We start from the raw sequence: 18,828 nt of genomic DNA, 5'->3' as shown, positions 1-18,828 counted from the left end.
AAAAAAGGTTTGCAAACTTAAGAATTTAAGGCTGATAACAATCATAATGCCAAGCGGATAGCGCAATGACTAATAAAATTGTAATCCCAACTGCAATTCTTGGGCTAAGAAGTCGTTTAAAAAATAGGATACCTACAACTTTAATAAAAAAAACATAATCTAATAATTTATTAGACGTTAATTGACGTTTATCCATCGCATTCTACCTCTTAAAAATATCTGTTTAATAATTCTAGATTGTGATATTTATTCTACTTTTAAGCATGAAATGGGAAAACGCATTAAAAGATTACAGTTTATTTCTAAAAATTGAACGTGGTTTATCTACTAATTCGGTTAATAGCTATGTATTAGACGTTAAGAAATTAGTTTTATTTTTAGAGCATAAAGCGTTAAGTAGTTCTCCAACTTCCATTACAACAGATCTTATTCAACAATTTATTTACGAATCGGCTAAATCATTAAATGCACGATCTCAAGCCCGATTAATTTCGGGATTACGAAGCTTTTTCGACTACCTTATTTTTGAAGATTACCGTCCTGACAATCCTTTGGAATTAATTGAATCTCCTAAAATTGGACGAAAACTGCCGGATACTTTAAGTGAAGACGATATCGATCGTTTAATATCTGCTATAGATTTATCGACTAACGAAGGAGAGCGCAACCGAGCCATGCTAGAAACCCTTTACAGTTGCGGTTTGCGTGTAAGCGAATTAACACATCTTAAAATATCTGATTTATATTTCGATGAAGGTTTTATAAACGTTACTGGTAAAGGCGATAAACAACGTTTTGTACCTATTGTACCATCTACCATAAAGTATATTACCATTTATTTGGTGCAAATACGTCCGCATTTAAACATACAAGCAGGACATGAAGATACTGTGTTTTTAAACCGTCGAGGTAAACAACTCACACGGGCCATGATTTTTACGATTATAAAACAATTAGCGGTAAAAATTGATTTGAATAAGAAAATATCGCCTCACACCTTCAGACATTCGTTTGCCACACATTTATTACAAAATAATGCAGACTTAAGATCTATTCAGTTATTATTAGGACACGAAAGTATTACTACGACGGAAATTTATGTGCATCTTGATAAAAAGCATTTAAGCGATGTTGTTGAGAAATATCATCCTAGAAAATAAACTGTTGTTTGGTATTGTATTTGGATAAAAGACATCGCCTTACCGGAACAAAAAAAAGGTTCATAACACGAATGCTATGAACCTTTCTTATACTAATATAAAATACGCTTAGCCTTTTAACCATGCTTTACGTAATTCCTTTTGTTTTGCAGTTGCATCAGGATTAGGTTGTAATACAGTTCCTGTTGTATATGTCTTTGTTAATTTTGTTTTCACAATAATTTCTTTTCCTTCGCGATCTAAAATTACTTCGATATCCTGACCAGGTTGTATCGATATTAATTTCTGTAGCATTTCATTCGCGTTTAATATGGTCATTTCTTCACCATTTACACGTTTAATAACATCGTTTGGTAACACACCATTATCTTTCCAAAAACTATTATCTGCTACTAAATCGTTAAAAAAGATTACACGTTTAACAGGATCTCCACCTAAAATTAAGTTTCCGTTATTTAATAAAATATTTGTTTCAACTTTAGCTTCAGCCTCAATTAATCCTACTTTATTAAAATATACGTTATAATCTATTGGAGTAGTTCCTACAACATGTGTTTCTAAGAATTCGCCCACTTCTGGATATGTCATTTCAACAATTTCGTCTATAATGGTATCATCGTCAAACGGCTTATTGCTTCCGTATTTAAGAGATAATTCTTTCATTAAAGATAATACGCTTCGTTGTCCGTCACTTTCTTCTCTCATTATTATATCAAGACACATACCTATTAATGCTCCTTTTTGGTATACATTATAATAGTTAGTAGCATATGGCTCATCAATAACATTTTCACTCATTTTAGTAAAACTCATAGTATCGTCCATACGTAACGACATACTAATTTTGTCTACTATAGTAGAATAAAACTTAGACTCATCGACTAGACCTTCCTGTACTTGAAATAAAGTGGCAAAGTATTCTGTGATTCCTTCGTACATCCAAAGGTGTTTAGAGAACGTTGGATTGTTATAATCGAAATAATGCACATCTTCAGAATGCACGCTTAAAGGGGTTACAATATGAAAAAATTCGTGAGACACCACATCAATCATGCTTTCGTCTAAAGACTCTTCAGATTCCGATTCTTGTAATACAACCACAGTAGATGTATTATGTTCTAAGGCACCAAAACCTTTTGGTTGTCCTTCGCCTTCACCTGCTAAATATAAATAGATATCGTAACGTGGAGTAGAATTAATATCGCCTAAAAATGCTTTCTGAGCTTGCATCATTTTTTCCATGGTCTCACGCAACCTTTTCGCATTATGCGCTTTTGTTGGCGAGTATACACTTAATACAATTTTAATGTCACCTACCTGAAATTCCTCAACATCCAAATCGCCATACATCATTGGATTATCCGTAATATCAAAATATCTAGGTGCCGCGTAACTTGTAGTGATTACTTTACCATCTTCACTAGACGTATCTTTAACTTTTTCTAGAGCAGAAGTACGTTTAAACGATGCTGGAGCAGTAACATCCAAGGTATATTGGTTATTTTTTAAAGAATCGAAATATCCTATAAATCCATGTAAATTCAACACGTAATTATCTGGTTCGATGTTGGTTCCCGCTGGAGAAAAGGGTTGCTCTCCTCCTATTCCACCTTCTTCTTCAATATCGAAGGTATCATTTACGTAATATGTAATATAATCTAAATTAGAGGCATTTGCTATAGACCAAGAATTAACGTCTAATTTATTTGTAGGGATTTCAACGCCTTTATAATCATAAGCTTTAAAATCGTCTATGTACTTTCCGAAATCACTTATAGAATAAGTTCCTTGTACTACACGAGGCAATCTGTAAATTACTGTATCCTGAGCAAAACGTCCAGGATTTACAACCACTGGGGCTTTATCGTTTACAACTTTTGTTAAATTAATAGACGTAGCAATCGGTGTTTTTAGGGCCGAATCGTCCTTGGAGACTTTTTTAGTAGAGCCACAACCTACAAGTACTACACTTGCAATTGCTAAGGCCAAAAATTGATTTTTCATGAATTGTTGTTTGGTTTTCTATATGTATATCAAAGGTACAATCTGTTACAAAAAAATGAATATAACGTTTTGTTAAAAGAAATTGGGATAAATCTAGCCAAAACTAAATTTTTGATTGAATTTTAAAATATTCTTATTAATTCTGCATGCAATTATTATCTTTGACAAACATATTTTAGGAATGCAGTTTAAACACCCAGAACTTCTTTACGCTCTATTTTTATTACTTATTCCTATTATTATTCATTTATTTCAGCTCCGACGCTTTAAAAAAGAAGCTTTTACCAATGTTGCCATTTTAAAAACAGTTTCGCAACAAACCCGAAAAAGTTCTCAAATTAAAAAGTGGCTCACTTTAATTACTCGTTTATTACTTTTAGCCTGTATAATTCTTGCTTTTGCGCAACCTTTTACAGCCAATAATAACAGTGTGCAAACCGCTAAAGACACAGTTATATTCTTAGATAATTCCTTTAGTTTACAACAAAAAGGACCTCAAGGTGATTTATTAAAACGCGCTGTACAAGATTTAATTTCTGAAGCCGATTTTGACAAAACTTTGACTTTAGTAACGCATAATGCAGTGTTTAAGAACACCTCTATAAAAGCCTTAAAAAAGGAATTATTACAATTACCTTATGCGTCCAATCCGTTATCTTATAAGGCCGCACTTTTAAAAAGTAAGTCCTTATTCAACGCCACTTCAACTCAGCATAAACAACTTATATTTATATCGGATTTTCAGCAAATGGAAGAACCTTTTACTGCTGAGGCTGATTCTACAACACAGGTTAATTTAGTACAATTAAAACCGGCAAATACAAATAACGTCGCTTTAGACAGCGTGTTTATCTCTAAAAATAGTCCGTCGCAAACAGAACTCACATTAACTTTAAAAAACTTTGGAGTTCCTGTAGAGAATTTATCTATCGCATTACATAATAACGACAAATTAATAGCTAAGTCGGCAGTGTCTTTTACCGAAAAAACCGAGGTCCAGTTTACCGTGCCAAGTAAAGACGTAATAAATGGAACCTTTAGTATTGAAGACACGGGACTGCAATTTGACAACACCTTATACTTTAATATTAATACACCATCTAAAGTTAGCGTTTTAAGCATATCTGAGGGCGATGACCAATATTTGAGTAAAATTTATTCTGAAGACGAGTTTAAATTCACTTCGGTTTCTGCAAATCAATTAGATTATAACCTCATTGAAAATCAAAATACCATTGTTTTAAATGAGCTCAAAGATATACCGGCAAATCTTATAAATAGTCTGAAATCGTTTACAGATCAAGGCGGAAATTTAATTATAATTCCTTCAGAACAATCTAATATAAACGCTTACAATACATTACTTATTAACTACAATGCTAAGTTTGAATCGCTAATAAAATCTGAAAAGCGAATAACTACCATAAATTATGCTCACCCTATTTACAAGAGTGATGTCTTTGAAAAACAGGTTAAAAATTTTCAATACCCTAAAGTGAATCAGTATTTTAATCTGAGCCAGAATACAGGAAGTATTGCTTTAAGTTTTGAAGACAGCAAACCTTTTTTATCACAATTCTCGAATGTCTTTCTATTTACATCTCCAATAAATGCTGAAGCCTCCAATTTTAAAAGTTGGGCACTCATTGTGCCTTCGTTTTATAAAATGGCAGTGAGCAGTTTACAGCATCCAAAACTGTACTACACTATCGGAACTCAAAACAGCTTTGATGTGGATGTGTCATTACATCAAGACGATATTATTTCAATAAAAAATGAGCAAGAACAGTTTATTCCGAGACAACACTATTTTAATAATAAAGTGAGTGTAATTACAAAAGAGCGAACTGAATCTGCCGGAATATTTAATATAGAAAACAAGTTAAACACCATTAAAAATATCAGTTTTAACTACAATCGCGACGAAAGCAATTTAGCATATCAGGAGCTTTCAACACTTAAAAATGTAACTATCAGTGATTCTATACCGAGCCTTTTCGACACTTTAAAAAGTAATACAAAAATTAATGAGCTATGGAAATGGTTTACTATTTTTGCACTAGCCTTTTTGATTATTGAAATGCTCATCTTAAAATTTTTTAAATGAACGTACTTATAAAATCTGCTACTATAATTGATACTAAAAGTGAGTTTCACAACCAAACTCTAGATATTTTAGTAGAAAAAGGCAGTATTTCCAACATTGGAAAATCTTTAGAAAACCCTAAAAACTACAACGAAATCTCACTAGATAATCTTCATGTCTCTCAAGGTTGGTTTGATAGCAGTGTAAGTTTTGGAGAACCGGGTTTAGAACAGCGTGATACTATTGCAAACGGATTAAAAACAGCAGCATATTCCGGTTTTTCAACAGTGGCCATGAATGCAAATAGCCATCCCGTAATAGATACCAATAGTGATATTGTTTTTGTAACTAGTAAATCTAACAACAACGCTGTAACATTATTGCCTATAGGAGCATTAACTCGAGAAAGTGAAGGTGTAGATTTAGCCGAGTTATACGATATGAAAAATGCTGGAGCGGTGGCGTATTACGATTATATGAAACCCATTACTAATGCTAATCTTATGAAAATTGCTTTGCAGTACGCTAGTAATTTTAACGGATTGGTATGTTCGTTTCCGCAAGACAATAAAATTGCAGGAAAAGGTGTAATGAATGAACATGTAACTAGTACATCTTTAGGTTTAAAAGGGATTCCTTCTATCGCCGAAGAATTACAAATTGCTCGGGATTTATTTTTATTGGAATATACTGGCGGTAAACTTCATATTCCTACCATATCTACAGCAAAGTCAGTAGCACTTATTCGTGAAGCGAAAGCTAAAAAACTAGATATAAGTTGTAGTGTGGCCATTCATAATTTATTTTTTGACGATAGTGCATTAAACGATTTCAACACCCATTTTAAAGTGTTACCACCACTCCGTATTCAGAGTGATATAGATGCGTTAATTGAAGGTGTAAAAGATGGCACTATTGATATGGTTACTAGCGATCATAACCCATTTAACATCGAAGAAAAGAAAGTAGAATTCGATTATGCGGCTTATGGAACAATCGGATTAGAAAGTGCCTTTGGTGCCTTACAAACTATCTTTTCGTTAAAGAAAACAGTCGATATTTTAACTAAAGGGAAACAACGTTTTAGTACAGAAGGCACTCCTATAGCCATTGGAAATTCTGCCAACATAACATTATTTAATCCAGACCTTAAATATACATTTGGTAAAGAGCATATACTCTCAAAATCTAAAAATGCCATTTTCGAAGGTGCCAAATTGAAAGGAAAAGCCTACGGAATTCTTAATAATAATCAACTTATTTTAAATCAAAAATAATGATAAACCAGACTGTAAATGAAGGTAAGACTTTAGCTATTGTATGTTATTTAACTTTTATCGGATTAATTATAGCCGTAATAATGAATCTTGAAAAACGTAATCCGTTTACGTCTTTTCATATCAGACAAATGTTAGGATTACTAATTATGTTATTAGTATCTAATTTAATTGAAGAATACCTAAACAGCTGGGTAGGTACATTATGTTGGATAGCTACCGCGTTTTGTTGGTTTTATGCCTTTTTTCATGCGATTAAAGGAGAAGCAAAATTGGTTCCCTATGTAGGAGAACATTTTCAAGAATGGTTTAAAAACGTTAGATAAATGAAAGACCTTAGTTTATATCATATTACAAGACCTTCAACATTAAAGGAAAACGCACCACTTTTAATTATGTTTCACGGTTATGGAAGCGACGAAAACGATTTGTTTTCGTTTGCATCAGAATTACCAGAAGAACTTTTTATAATTTCGGTACGTGCACCTTTCGCTATGCAACCTTACGGAAATGCTTGGTATGCTATTAATTTTGATGAAGTAAATGGCAAATGGAGCGACGACGACCAAGCCCGAACATCTAGAGATTTAATTTCAAAATTTATAGATGAAGCTGTAGATAATTATCCTGTAAATAATGATAATGTTACACTTTTAGGATTTAGTCAAGGTAGTATACTAAGTTATGCCGTGGCATTAACTTATCCTGAAAAAGTTAACAATATTATTGCCTTAAGTGGTTATATTAATTTAGAAATTATTCCTAAAAACCATAATTCTGAAGATTACAAACATTTACATTTTTTCTGTTCTCACGGAAGTGTAGATCAAGTGATTCCTGTAGATTGGGCCAGAAAAACGCCTGGAATATTAGAAGACTTAGAGGTTAAACACGACTATAAAGAGTATCCTGTAGGACATGGTGTTGCGCCACAAAATTTCTATGACTTAAAGCAATGGTTATCTAAATTAATTTAAGCACTAAAATAGAAATTGCAAATTATAAATGTAACTATGAAAAATAAAACATTCTCTTTAGTTTTAGGTATTATAGCTTTAATACAAGTTGTTTATAGCTTTTTAAGCTCTGCCACAACAGGTAGAATGTTAACTTTCGAATTAAACATTTGGCTTTATAGGCTAATTTGGTCTGCTATAACTTTTGCTTTTTTCTATGATTATTATAAATCCTTGAACAAAGGAAAATCATAATCTACCTAATAATATTTATAGAAACTAATCCAGAATATAAGCATTAGATAGTTTAAAATTAAAAGTGTCTTGAAAATCATAAGCCATATGACGTCCAAGACACTTTTAGTATGATATAAAACGTTGTAATGTATTACTGAAGCGGATACAATAAAGAATCTATAACTTCAAAATTTACGTCGTTCTGATTAATGACTTCGTATTTAATAAGTAGTTCTCCCCAAAATACACCGTCGGAAAAATCTGTGATAATCCATTTATGATTAAGAATTTTAATAGAATTTATCAGCATTGACTTGCCTTCATTGGCCGCATAAGGAATTAAAGGGTTTCCTCCTTTTACGTTTTGCTTGTAAATTTCGTCCTTAATAAAAGGAATTAAGGCAGGGACATCTAAACCTTTATTTTCAAAATAAGTATAGGCATCTTCATTGTGTTCGATATTAAAATAAGACAAATCTAAATTCTTATCGTTTAAAACCGCTATCGAATCTGTCAACATTTCAACCCTAGCTTTACTCTTTTCGATAGTTCGTATGTCATCCTCGAATACATTTTTCGAATTTACATATTGAAATAAAATAAGAAGTACTGAAAATATAAACAGGTACATGAAAATTTTTTGCTTCATTGTATTGTAATTTGGAGATTATCGTATGCTAAAAATACGTTGTTTGGTAATTCGTTTTGAACGGTTTCGTGAAAGCCCAACAAATGACTAATATGTGTTAAATAGGCACGTTCGGGTTTTATTTTATTAATAAAGTCTAATGCTTCATCTAAATTAAAATGTGAGATATGTGGTTCTTTTCTAAGGGCGTTAATAACTAAAACTTTAACCCCTTTTAACTTCTCAATTTCTTCTTCCTCTACCGTTTTCATATCTGTTAAATAAGCAAAATCCTGAAACCTGAATCCGAATACTTGTAACTTAAAATGTTGCCCATTTATAGGAACCACCTCTATATTACCAATATTAAAAGGTGTGTTTGTAATTACATGAGCATCTACGCTAGGTGCGCCAGGATATTTGTTTTCTGTAGTGAAAATATAATCAAAACGTTTTTTTAATTCCTTAAAAACCCGTTGATGAGCATACAGGTCTATATCTCCTTGACGAAAGAAAAACGGACGAATATCGTCTAAGCCCGCGGTGTGATCTGAGTGTTCGTGGGTAAATAAAATACCGTCTATTTTTTCGACAGCGTTACTTAACATTTGTTGCCTAAAATCGGGGCCACAATCTACGACATAACAATAATTATCCCATTCGATTAAAACAGAGACGCGAAGTCGTTTATCTCGAGGGTCTTCACTTAAGCAAACAGGATGTTTGCTCCCTATTATTGGGATGCCCTGCGATGTTCCGGTACCTAAAAAAGTGATTTTCAAAAGTGTAAAAATTTAGTACAAAAATATGGTTATTTTTTTGTTAAGTAGGCTATTTTGATATCTTTGTTAAACACATACAAATCTACATTTAAACATGGAAATCACCCTAAAAGGAGACAGAAAAGTTAATGACATACCTTCACTAAAAACGAAAGCACTTCGAATTAATTTAAACGAAAATATTTATGGTACGTTTGCTGAAATTGGTGCAGGACAAGAAACCGTTCGTCATTTCTTTAGGGCTGGTGGTGCTTCAGGAACTATAGCAAAAGCCATGTCTGCTTACGATAAGTCGTTTAGTGATGCTGTTTATGGAGTTGAAAAAGATGGTAGATATGTAACCGAGGCGCGTTTAATGAAAATGCTGGATCATGAAATTCGTTTAATTGAAGAACGAATTACTAGAGATAAGCATCCTAATAAAATGTTCTTTTCGTTTGCGAATACGGTAACAACAATCGATTTTGCAAAACAATTTAAAGGCCACGGTTGGGTGGGTATACGATATCAAGTAGAACCAGACCAAGAATACAACCAAATTTCATTGCACCTTCGATTTAAAGAATCGGATGCCAGACTGCAACAAGAAACCCTTGGTGTTTTAGGAACAAACCTAATTTATGGCGCATTCTATAAATATAATGAGCCTAAAAAATTACTGCGTTATTTATACGATCACTTAGATAAAGACCAGATTGAAATTGATACTATTAATTTCTCTGGACCCATTTTTGAAAATGTAGACAATCGTTTAATGAGTTTGCAATTGGTAAAAAATGGCATGACGGATGCTGTTATGTTTGATCCGGCTGGAAATAACGTTTTACCTGCTCGTATTCTTTATAAGAAAAACATTTTGGCACTTCGTGGTAGTTATAGACCAGTAACGAAAGTGAACATGGATATGTATCATAAGTCCTACGAAATGTTTATTAAAGAGAATAAGGTAGATGAGAATAACACCCAGGTTATTTTTGAAATTACCTTATCTAATTTACGTGCCGAAGGTGAAATTGACGAACAAGATTTCTTAGATCGAGCAAAACTGTTATGTTCTTTAGGGCAAACGGTATTAATATCTAATTTTCAAGAGTATTATAAATTAGTAGAATACTTCTCTCAGTATACTAAGAACCGTATGGGACTAGCTATGGGAGTAAATAATTTAGTCGATATATTCGATGAAAAATATTACCGACATTTAAGTGGTGGAATTTTGGAAGCTTTCGGAAAATTATTCTTTAAAGATCTTCGTGTTTATCTGTATCCGATGACGGATGAGAACGGACACTTAACAGATAGTGAGAACTTAAAAGTTCACCCACGTATGAAAGAATTGTACAAATTCTTTAAATACAACGGTAAAGTGGTAGATATTGCAGATTACGACCAAACCATCCTTTCTGTGTTTTCTAGAGAGGTGTTACGAATGATTGCGAATAACGAACCAGGATGGGAAACCATGTTACCTGAAGGGGTTTCTAACCTCATAAAACAGAAATGCTTATTTAGTTGTGTGTCTGATGACAGCGTAAAAGAGATTAAAGAATAAATAAAATTATCTTATAAGAAGAAGCGACCATACTAAAAAATTGGTCGCTTTTTTTATTTAATTTAAGAAAACAATCAACTGAAACAGAAAATATTTACGCAACTGCCTCAAAAATTAAAGGCTGTATTTTTATTTTTTAGATTTAAAAAACTCGATTTCAGATTGAGATAATTTTGATTTGGGTATCGAAATAGCAAAAGGTCTAGCTTCGTTTAATGCTAACCAAATGCGTTCTTTCTTTATTTCTATAACTCTTACCCAATTCCAATCCTTAACTTCAACAGTGTTACTATTATTATGATTTAGCTTAATTTCCTGTTCATTAAACTCTACTATTGCGTCAAAATTAATTAACTTACTGAAGCGTTTAGCACTTAAATATTGCAAGGGCCAAAGTAAAATCATAACAGCAACAAAATATATTAGACCAGAACTTATAGGACTTAGCTCGTTTATAGGTAGAGCATATCCCATAATAAGTGTAAATAATAAATATTTCCAAATTGACTTTTTAAGGAAAAAATATGCTTTTGCTCTGAAAATTGTATCAAAGTTAGAAACTAACCTTTGTGTAACCATTATATATTAATTTAAGGAAGTTTAATTATTTTACATTCTGAAAAATATAAACTTCGGTAGCGCCAACACCATATTTTTGATAATTAGCATCGTAATACTTCAAGTTATCGTAGTGATTAAATAGGTATTCCAATTCCATTTTTAGCACCCCTTCTCCTACCCCATGAATAAACACAACCTTTTGAATTCTATTTTTCATAGCGAACTCTAACTTATGTTTCGCTGTATCCAATTGTAATGTCAGCATGTCGTAGTTCCCCATATTACGTGTCGATTTGGTGAGATTATGAATGTGTAAATCGACTTCCATGGTGGGTTCAAAACGCTCTTTAGGTTTCACACGCACCGATTTTCTAGGCTTATATTCTTCCTTTTCTGAAATGACATGAGACGTAGGGTTGTTAAATAACAAATCGGATTCCAATTCTTTTTCCGATTTAATTTTAATAAGTTCGTGAGCTTCAAAATTTAAAACAAATCCATCCTCAGTTTCCACAGAAATTGTAGTGCCTTCAGCTTTTAAAACTGTGCCAGATATATCTTCATCTAAAACCGAGATGGTATCTCCTTTCTTAAAGCTCATATTATTCATCTTCTGTATTAATTTCGTCTTCCTTTTCTGTCTTACTCGGTATGGTTTGCGATATTTTAAATGCGCCATATAACAAACTGCATATACCTAAAATTAGGAGATACGTATTTTCGGAATCGTCTACTTTGGCATACATAGCCACAAGAATTCCGAAAACAACTAAGATATAATTTAATGATTGAGACGTTTTCATAATTTGAATTTCGAATTAAAAATCAAAATTACAATTTTTAATAAAGTAGTTTCATTTTCTTACGTATAAAATGCATAATACTATATTTGCAAAGCAAAAATTAAACCTATATGTCTTCTATAGAAGATTACATGTTACCATGTCTTACTAAAAAACTATTTGGCTACGACTGCTTGGGTTGCGGACTACAACGTTCTATATCCTTAATTTTTAATGGTGAATTAATAGAAGCGTTTAAAATGTATCCAGCAATTTATACGCTAATAATTTTAGCTGTATTTATAATGGTTAATATTTTTAGAACTTTTAAGCATCAAGAAGCTATAAAAAAATGGCTATTTATTATTAATATTGTTATTATTATAACCAGTTATTTTATAAAACTATCAACTACTAACCTTAATTAATACTATGGAAAGAATTTATTTAAAAACCACAGCAATATATGTACTTGCCGGATTAGGTCTTTTATGCTGTTGCTTTGGTGGTTTAGGTGTTATCCCTGCTGGAATCGCATTTTACATGGCACACACCAAATTAAAAGAAGTTGCACTTTATCCTGAGAATTACGACAACGTAAAAGGTATGAGTGACGCCAAAACGGTAGCATTAATTATTTTAATTATATGCGCCTTAAATTTGTTATATACCATTTACGCCGTCTCTACAGCAGATTGGGAAATAGTAATTGAGCAAATTCAAGAAATTATGAATGAGAATCGGTATGAGGTTTAAATAATCGAAAAACTGATCTGCAATCTAGGCCCAAATAGTTAAGTCTTACAAATGATTGTATAGAAATATGAAAGCTGAGCAGTCTAAAAACTGTTTAGCTTTTTTTAGTATAACTTTATTGCCTTACAAAAAGCTTTTACAGGCCCTATTTAAACGAAAACTCCGAACATTATAATCTTAAATGTATAAATCATCACCCAACCTCATGGATATCTCTGAGAAACTAGGTCGAGATTTTACATTGGGGTTAAAGCAATCCGAAATTAATATTTCCCAAGCCTGTCGAGTTGAACTTTTAATAGAATTATCTGGGATTAGACTCAAAATATCTTCAATTAGGCAACCGTAAGCGCGGACTTCTACACGCTGTATATAATCTGCCCAAATTGAATTTTTATCATAAAATGTAGCGGCTCCAAAATCGCCTAAAAGACAATCGGCATTAGGATTTACCAGAATATTATGCGCATAAAAATCGCCATGGTTAATGCCTTTAGCATGTAGCTGATCACATACAGATGCCATACTCTTTGCAATCTTTAATAACTCCGCCTCCGTAAATACCGACTGTGCATCGAAAACATCTCGAGTACAGCTTTGCATACTTGGCGGATGCCCCAAATTGATAAATTCTGCGGAAATAAGTTTCATTATTAATCCGCTTTTCTCTTCGGGATGCGATTTTATTTGTCCTAAAACCTCTATTAAACTTTCGTGTGCGCCAGCGGCTATAGAAACATTCATTTCATCTTCTGGCAATCCATCACTAGTCACATCACCTTTAAATACTTTAATCGCTACCTCTTGTTCTTTAGAAGTCCACAATGCTTTTGAAATATAACCAGAAGCACCTTCTCCTAGCAATTCTTTTATGATGAAATCGCTCCAATGAAATGATTCCAAATTAGTATCTAGTTGAAATTGGTAAGTGCCCGGATTACCGCTAAAAGCAATCCATGATAATTTAGGCAACTCGAACAACCATTGTGGAATGACTTTTAAACGGTTTGCCGAAATCCTAAGAAGTTCTAAATTTTTACAATTAGACATTTCTTTAGGCAACGCTTCAATGCGATTCCCTGCCAAAGCACATTTTTGAAGTAATGTACAGTCACCAATACTTTTAGGTAATTTTTCGATTTTATTATCGGTTAAAATCAACCAATTTAATTTTGGAGGAAACCCATGCTCGGCCACCGTTTGAATCTGATTTGTTTTAAATCCAATCATGTTCAATTCTGGACATTTTGCTAAGACAATAGGAAATTCAGTGAATGCATTACGTGCAAAAAATATAATTCTTAATTTTTTAAATTGAGAAATCCACTCTGGGATAGAGGCTAACTGATTATCTGATAAATCTAGCACCTCCAAAGTGTCGGCAAGTTCTAATATTTCTTCCGGAAATGTTTTTAAACCACAGGCTAATTTAAGTGTTTTACTTCCTTTTAATTGCCCTGATTTTAATGCTTCTAAAGTATGCGCCATGTTCAAAATATTAGGGTGCAAACTTAAGTATTATTGGCATGAATTAACAATTAAAACACCATTTCAAAAAAAATTTGTGGTTTGTATAAAATTAATCATTTTCGGTTTTAGCCAATAAAGTTTTCACTTCTTCTAAGCTATTATCGTTATCTAATAGAATTACTAAAATATCGTTTGCTTCTATTGTTGTAGAACCTCCTGGACGAACAAATTTACCATCGCGTTTAATCATAACAATAAAAGCAGACTTCGGGAAGTGTAAATCTATAATCCGCTTATCTACTGCAAAACTATTTTTAGGAATAGAAATTTCTTCCATTCCCGATTTAGGCAAGTCCAATATATAACGCTCGTCGTCCGATGGCGATTTAATTTTTTCTGGCAATCCTACATTTAACCACTTAGCAAATACAGACAGTGTAGTTCCTTGAATTAATATGGATGTTACAGAAATAAAGAATACAATATTAAAAATCATATTAGCCTTATCTATTCCGGCCAAAAGCGGATAGGTGGCAAATACGATAGGTACTGCCCCGCGTAAACCCACCCAAGAGATGTAAAAACGTCTTCTCATTCTCATTTTAAAGAACATCGTACTAATAAAAACACTTATTGGTCGGGCTACAAGAATCAGAAATACTGAAATCAATAATCCCACTCCCATGTAAGGGATGATTTGAGACGGGAATACTAATAAACCTAAAGTAAGGAATAAGACAATTTGCATAAGCCACGCCATACCGTCGAACATTTTTAGTATTGTAGATTTATGAATTAAATCTTGATTACCTAAATACACCGAGCAAATATAAATGGCTAAAAATCCGTTTCCACCAAAGGCATTGGTAGCAGAAAACGTGATAAACATAAGAGCAATTACTAAAACAGGATATAGTCCCTCAAAATCTAAAGTGATTCTATTGATGATTAATTTGCTCAATTTTCCAAATCCAAACCCTGCAATTCCTCCAACTATCATTTGTTGAAAAAACATAAAGATTATGGTTGTTACATCCTGATCTTGATTAATAACTAACGATAGAAATGCTAAAGTAAGCACATAAGCCATCGGGTCGTTACTTCCACTTTCCAACTCTAAGGTCGGTCTAAGATTTTCTTTTAGAGCTAAATTTTTAGAACGCAAAATAGAAAAGACTGCCGCCGCATCTGTAGACGAAACAATAGATCCCAATAACATACTTTCGAATATGGTAAAATCGGTTATATACCAAACAAAGCCTCCAAGCGTTACTGCTGTAAGTAAAACACCTAAAGTAGATAATACAAGTCCTTCTTTTAGAATGGGTTTTACAGCATTAAAATTAGTATCTAAACCTCCAGAAAACAGAATAAAATTTAGCGATACAACCCCTATAAATTGAGCAATTTTAGGATCGTTAAAAAGAATTCCTCCAATTCCCTCGGAACCGGCTAACATTCCAATAGACAAGAATAAGATTAAAGTAGGCACCCCAAATTTGTAAGAAGTTTTACCAACTACAATACTTATAAAAAGTAAAAGAGAACCGATTAAAAGTATGTTTTCAATAGTTAAATTCATGCTTTGCTTTGTTTATTCTATTGAAACAAATTTAGTTTATTTATTTAGTAGCTCTAAAATAAAAGCATAAACATTTTAAAGATTTCGCTTCATTTTTAGAATTTATGTACTGTATTCAATTTTATTTTTAATTAGCCTAACTTATACGATTTACCTGCCTGATAATAAACACTTAAATATACTAACAATACTACTTAAGTTTAACACAGTCTATACTTTTTATACCATTAAAACCGCTTGAGGATCTGACGAAATTTCTACATCGTATATTGTTTTTTCTTCTCCTCCTTCACCTATAACTAAAGTATAGCTTGCTAGCTCATAAACTTCTGGAACATAATTATAACCTTTAACACGTATAGCTTGTATTAGTTCTTGGGTATTTTGGTTAACTATTTTTATAACTTGATTGGGTTTTTCGAATGTAAGACGAGGTAAATACCCAAATGGTCTTCTACCATCATTGTCAAACTGACTAATAGTTAAAGGCCAACCTGGAAACCTATTTTCGTCAGAATCTATACTTAAATCTGCTAAAAATCGAATAGCTTCCATTTTTATAGTCCGCTCTTTTTGATCCAAAGTTACTAACCCGTATCCTGAAGATTTTTTCTGACATTTTACGTATCTATTTGGTTCTTTATTAAAATCATCATCCGGATTTCCTACAGCATAAATATAATTTTCATTTCCAAAGATATCTCGATAGCATCCCGTATTTGGCAAATTATGCTCAGGTCTATCCACGCACGGATTATTTACCAAATCTGGTTGTCCCCATCTGGCATAACCTGTAGAAATCGCTGGAGTACAAAAAGTCCATCCTGCATCTCTAGCCTTTTCTATACCGTATTGCACCATAAATGGTAAATGTTGGTCCCCATTAATATGAAATGTACACGCTTTTCGCACTACCCTTAAAACAGCATCACGTTGCGATTTTGGCCAGCCTCCAGAATCCATATCACCGTACAAAAATTGTTTTTGTCCGCCATGATGCGTCCCTACATTTGCAAAAAGGGTTTGGCTAAGCATTATTTTCATATCTGCACCTTCCCAATCTGTTGTCCAATGCTCAAGAAAATTTAATTGAGACTGTCCCATGAAATTCAACGTCTCCGATTCCAATTCATTTGGTTTTAAACGTTCGGTAATATGGTCGATTCGTCCTTTACCCGGTCTTATTTTTTCTGGACCGGATTTAAAAGCACGGTCGCTAACAATAGCAAAACTTATTCTACCATACACTAAATGGCTATACCAAGTGGTAATACCTGAAGGCAAAACCTCCTGATTACTAACCATTGGCAAATGCCCACACTGGGTTTTATTAACCACATTTATCATCTTTGGCGTTTGTACAAAACCTCCATTGGCATCTCCATCAGTTTTCCATTTTTCAAAAGAAATAGAAGCTCCTCCATCTCCCCAAAGGTTACCTTGAAACACATCGTGATCGTCCGGCGTACATACGGTTGGTCGATCTCTCATAACGTTACCAAATGCCCAACCAAACATATACCATTTTCCTAAATAACTAAGAATCGCCTTATCTTCAGGTTCTCTCTTTATAAAGTAACCACCATTTTCCTCGTAAATCTGATCTCCTGAGAAATATAACATATCAGGATTAGATTTTTCAAGATTCTCAACCAAAGGTCGGTATGGAAAACCTTGCCATTGCTGACAAGTGAGACCTCCAAATAGTAAAGCACGGTCTAATGGCTCTTTCCTAAAAACACCTGTATAATTATCCAACTCTCCATCAATAGTATAAACCAAACGATAAGGAATGTCCTGATTAGCATCCCAATTAGTTAAAGTAAAAAGCGCCGAATAAGAAGCAGAATCAATTGTACTTACTGCTTCCTTTTTCCATTTCCCATTTTTACTTAGTTGTAACTCGATTTTTTGCGAATCCTTAATTCCTATTGGAGGTAATTGTACGCTTAATTTTAAAGTCCCTCTAGAAAGCGTATACATAGCCCAAAGAATAGGACCAAAACTATTATCTGGGACATGTTGTAATTTATTTCCTTGTAATTTTAAAGCATTATACCAAAAAGTGCTACCATTTTTTTCATTACAGTTATTTTCCAAGGCAACCAAACCATGAATATCTCCGTTATGGGTATAATTTACCTCTGCTTTATTTCCACTTTGATCGGTCACTTTAAGTAAAATTTCACTTTTGTTGACTTCTGAAGACACCTCTAAATGCAATACAAATTTTTGATAATCGAAACCAGCAGGTAATTGAACTGTTTTTTCTGCCACAAAAAGTTTCCCATCTAAAGAAACTCCCATTGAGATCCCTTTCCCAAAATAACAGGCAGCTTTTATACTTTCAGGGTCAGTATCGTCTTTAATTCCTACAGAGAAACCAGCAGAACCGATATTTTCATTTTTATTAAGAAGTCCCATTTCGCATGTCATCGCAAACTGTCCTTCATCTTTATTAAGTGTATGTGTTAAAAGGTGAAGACGAGCCATTTTCATAATTCCAGAAAACTCCAGGCGCTTATTCTTTATTTCCCAATCTTCCATAGGTACACTCCAAAAAGAATTGCCAATCCAAATCCGATCGTTAACTTTACTAAAATCATGTTCGAATGAAAGTACTTTTGTATTTTTATTTTCAAAATTAAACCAAGACTCTTTTGCAAAAACACTTTGAAAAGGAATAGCGAGCATAGGAACTGCTAAACTTAAATTTTTAATAAACTTTCTTCTTTTTAAAACCATATTAAATCAACTATTAAGCTAAGACTGTTAGGAATCCTTAATTTTTCTTTATATTATTCAAGTATTTCACCAAAAGAATTACTTTGAACATGTTAATTTTAATCTCTTCAATACCATTTTTAAATTTTGAGGAAAATAGATGATACTTCTTGGATTTAAATATTTTAATAAAAATAACGACTTTCCGCATTAAAATCCTATAAAATAAAAAGTTTAAATAAGTTGAAAATTTATAGTGAAATCATCATCA

General features: G+C 32.9%; 18 protein-coding genes. 9 read left to right on the top strand and 9 right to left on the bottom strand.

The window, feature by feature from the left end:
- The first annotated feature begins 263 nt into the window (after window positions 1-263).
- Window positions 264-1,160 carry a site-specific tyrosine recombinase XerD gene (gene xerD, locus ACKC83_RS13640; RefSeq protein ID WP_434035938.1) on the top strand — a complete coding sequence of 299 codons (897 nt, stop codon included), beginning with the start codon at window positions 264-266 and terminating at the stop codon, window positions 1,158-1,160.
- Between the two features lie 108 nt (window positions 1,161-1,268).
- Here xerD and ACKC83_RS13635 read toward each other — a convergent pair whose 3' ends face one another.
- The gene (locus ACKC83_RS13635) at window positions 1,269-3,164 is read right to left on the bottom strand and encodes a peptidase M61 (RefSeq protein WP_434035937.1); all 1,896 of its coding nucleotides are present in this window, start codon (window positions 3,162-3,164) and stop codon (window positions 1,269-1,271) included.
- A 115-nt stretch (window positions 3,165-3,279) separates the two neighbouring features.
- On the opposite strand from ACKC83_RS13635, the gene ACKC83_RS13630 reads away from it, so the two are divergent.
- From ACKC83_RS13630 to ACKC83_RS13610, 5 genes are read left to right on the top strand one after another with little or no spacing between them, the layout of a single operon-like run.
- On the top strand, window positions 3,280-5,271 hold the full coding sequence (locus ACKC83_RS13630; protein WP_434035936.1) for a BatA domain-containing protein: 1,992 nt from the start codon (window positions 3,280-3,282) through the stop codon (window positions 5,269-5,271).
- Entirely contained in the window at window positions 5,268-6,527 is a 1,260-nt protein-coding gene (locus ACKC83_RS13625) for a dihydroorotase (RefSeq protein ID WP_434035935.1), read from the top strand. Before ACKC83_RS13630 ends, ACKC83_RS13625 begins: the two co-directional genes overlap by 4 nt.
- The gene (locus ACKC83_RS13620) at window positions 6,527-6,853 is read left to right on the top strand and encodes a DUF4870 domain-containing protein (protein ID WP_414034387.1); all 327 of its coding nucleotides are present in this window, start codon (window positions 6,527-6,529) and stop codon (window positions 6,851-6,853) included. Before ACKC83_RS13625 ends, ACKC83_RS13620 begins: the two co-directional genes overlap by 1 nt.
- Entirely contained in the window at window positions 6,854-7,504 is a 651-nt protein-coding gene (locus tag ACKC83_RS13615) for an alpha/beta hydrolase (protein WP_434035934.1), read from the top strand.
- A 36-nt stretch (window positions 7,505-7,540) separates the two neighbouring features.
- Window positions 7,541-7,738, top strand: coding sequence for a hypothetical protein (locus ACKC83_RS13610; protein WP_434035933.1), 198 nt, complete (start codon window positions 7,541-7,543; stop codon window positions 7,736-7,738).
- Between the two features lie 133 nt (window positions 7,739-7,871).
- On the opposite strand, the gene ACKC83_RS13605 is transcribed toward ACKC83_RS13610, so the two are convergent.
- Complete coding sequence (locus tag ACKC83_RS13605; RefSeq protein WP_434035932.1) at window positions 7,872-8,369, bottom strand: hydrolase; 498 nt, start codon at window positions 8,367-8,369, stop codon at window positions 7,872-7,874.
- Window positions 8,366-9,130, bottom strand: coding sequence for an MBL fold metallo-hydrolase (locus tag ACKC83_RS13600; RefSeq protein ID WP_434035931.1), 765 nt, complete (start codon window positions 9,128-9,130; stop codon window positions 8,366-8,368). The genes ACKC83_RS13605 and ACKC83_RS13600 overlap by 4 nt, the downstream gene beginning before the upstream one ends.
- A gap of 94 nt (window positions 9,131-9,224) precedes the next feature.
- Here ACKC83_RS13600 and ACKC83_RS13595 point away from each other — a divergent pair, with 94 nt between their 5' ends.
- Window positions 9,225-10,682 carry a TonB-dependent receptor gene (locus tag ACKC83_RS13595; protein WP_414034383.1) on the top strand — a complete coding sequence of 486 codons (1,458 nt, stop codon included), beginning with the start codon at window positions 9,225-9,227 and terminating at the stop codon, window positions 10,680-10,682.
- A gap of 129 nt (window positions 10,683-10,811) precedes the next feature.
- Here ACKC83_RS13595 and ACKC83_RS13590 read toward each other — a convergent pair whose 3' ends face one another.
- The 3 genes from ACKC83_RS13590 to ACKC83_RS13580 are packed head-to-tail and all read right to left on the bottom strand — an operon-like array spanning window position 10,812 to window position 12,046.
- Window positions 10,812-11,261 carry a hypothetical protein gene (locus tag ACKC83_RS13590; protein ID WP_434035930.1) on the bottom strand — a complete coding sequence of 150 codons (450 nt, stop codon included), beginning with the start codon at window positions 11,259-11,261 and terminating at the stop codon, window positions 10,812-10,814.
- A 25-nt stretch (window positions 11,262-11,286) separates the two neighbouring features.
- Window positions 11,287-11,844 (bottom strand): Smr/MutS family protein, encoded by a 558-nt coding sequence (locus tag ACKC83_RS13585; RefSeq protein ID WP_434035929.1) that lies wholly within the window; start codon window positions 11,842-11,844, stop codon window positions 11,287-11,289.
- Window position 11,845: 1 nt separating this feature from the next.
- Entirely contained in the window at window positions 11,846-12,046 is a 201-nt protein-coding gene (locus ACKC83_RS13580) for a hypothetical protein (protein ID WP_414034380.1), read from the bottom strand.
- A gap of 110 nt (window positions 12,047-12,156) precedes the next feature.
- Between ACKC83_RS13580 and ACKC83_RS13575 the strand changes: the two genes are divergently transcribed.
- Together ACKC83_RS13575 and ACKC83_RS13570 are read left to right on the top strand one after the other, a co-directional pair.
- Window positions 12,157-12,453, top strand: coding sequence for a DUF2752 domain-containing protein (locus ACKC83_RS13575; RefSeq protein WP_434035928.1), 297 nt, complete (start codon window positions 12,157-12,159; stop codon window positions 12,451-12,453).
- A 4-nt stretch (window positions 12,454-12,457) separates the two neighbouring features.
- Entirely contained in the window at window positions 12,458-12,781 is a 324-nt protein-coding gene (locus ACKC83_RS13570) for a CCC motif membrane protein (protein WP_434035927.1), read from the top strand.
- Between the two features lie 177 nt (window positions 12,782-12,958).
- Here ACKC83_RS13570 and ACKC83_RS13565 read toward each other — a convergent pair whose 3' ends face one another.
- The 3 genes from ACKC83_RS13565 to ACKC83_RS13555 all read right to left on the bottom strand — a co-directional run bounded on the left by ACKC83_RS13565 (window position 12,959) and on the right by ACKC83_RS13555 (window position 18,578).
- Window positions 12,959-14,269: a leucine-rich repeat-containing protein kinase family protein gene (locus ACKC83_RS13565; RefSeq protein ID WP_434035926.1), complete on the bottom strand. Its 1,311-nt coding sequence runs from the start codon at window positions 14,267-14,269 to the stop codon at window positions 12,959-12,961.
- A gap of 91 nt (window positions 14,270-14,360) precedes the next feature.
- Complete coding sequence (locus ACKC83_RS13560) at window positions 14,361-15,833, bottom strand: potassium/proton antiporter (RefSeq protein WP_434035925.1); 1,473 nt, start codon at window positions 15,831-15,833, stop codon at window positions 14,361-14,363.
- 219 nt (window positions 15,834-16,052) lie between these two features.
- Window positions 16,053-18,578 (bottom strand): alkaline phosphatase D family protein, encoded by a 2,526-nt coding sequence (locus ACKC83_RS13555; protein WP_434035924.1) that lies wholly within the window; start codon window positions 18,576-18,578, stop codon window positions 16,053-16,055.
- Window positions 18,579-18,828 lie beyond the last annotated feature (250 nt).

This window comes from Formosa bonchosmolovskayae (assembly GCF_051016085.1).
Classification (GTDB): domain Bacteria; phylum Bacteroidota; class Bacteroidia; order Flavobacteriales; family Flavobacteriaceae; genus Formosa.
The sequence above is the reverse complement of the archived record's forward strand: the minus strand, read 5'-3'. Positions and strand labels throughout refer to the sequence as shown.

Coding starts and splice junctions, on each gene's coding strand:
- xerD (WP_434035938.1), top strand. CDS start 264: ATGAAATGGGAAAACGCATTAAAAGATTACAGTTTATTTCTAAAAATT.
- ACKC83_RS13635 (WP_434035937.1), bottom strand. CDS start 3,164: ATGAAAAATCAATTTTTGGCCTTAGCAATTGCAAGTGTAGTACTTGTA.
- ACKC83_RS13625 (WP_434035935.1), top strand. CDS start 5,268: ATGAACGTACTTATAAAATCTGCTACTATAATTGATACTAAAAGTGAG.
- ACKC83_RS13620 (WP_414034387.1), top strand. CDS start 6,527: ATGATAAACCAGACTGTAAATGAAGGTAAGACTTTAGCTATTGTATGT.
- ACKC83_RS13615 (WP_434035934.1), top strand. CDS start 6,854: ATGAAAGACCTTAGTTTATATCATATTACAAGACCTTCAACATTAAAG.
- ACKC83_RS13610 (WP_434035933.1), top strand. CDS start 7,541: ATGAAAAATAAAACATTCTCTTTAGTTTTAGGTATTATAGCTTTAATA.
- ACKC83_RS13605 (WP_434035932.1), bottom strand. CDS start 8,369: ATGAAGCAAAAAATTTTCATGTACCTGTTTATATTTTCAGTACTTCTT.
- ACKC83_RS13595 (WP_414034383.1), top strand. CDS start 9,225: ATGGAAATCACCCTAAAAGGAGACAGAAAAGTTAATGACATACCTTCA.
- ACKC83_RS13590 (WP_434035930.1), bottom strand. CDS start 11,261: ATGGTTACACAAAGGTTAGTTTCTAACTTTGATACAATTTTCAGAGCA.
- ACKC83_RS13585 (WP_434035929.1), bottom strand. CDS start 11,844: ATGAGCTTTAAGAAAGGAGATACCATCTCGGTTTTAGATGAAGATATA.
- ACKC83_RS13580 (WP_414034380.1), bottom strand. CDS start 12,046: ATGAAAACGTCTCAATCATTAAATTATATCTTAGTTGTTTTCGGAATT.
- ACKC83_RS13575 (WP_434035928.1), top strand. CDS start 12,157: ATGTCTTCTATAGAAGATTACATGTTACCATGTCTTACTAAAAAACTA.
- ACKC83_RS13570 (WP_434035927.1), top strand. CDS start 12,458: ATGGAAAGAATTTATTTAAAAACCACAGCAATATATGTACTTGCCGGA.
- ACKC83_RS13565 (WP_434035926.1), bottom strand. CDS start 14,269: ATGGCGCATACTTTAGAAGCATTAAAATCAGGGCAATTAAAAGGAAGT.
- ACKC83_RS13560 (WP_434035925.1), bottom strand. CDS start 15,833: ATGAATTTAACTATTGAAAACATACTTTTAATCGGTTCTCTTTTACTT.
- ACKC83_RS13555 (WP_434035924.1), bottom strand. CDS start 18,578: ATGGTTTTAAAAAGAAGAAAGTTTATTAAAAATTTAAGTTTAGCAGTT.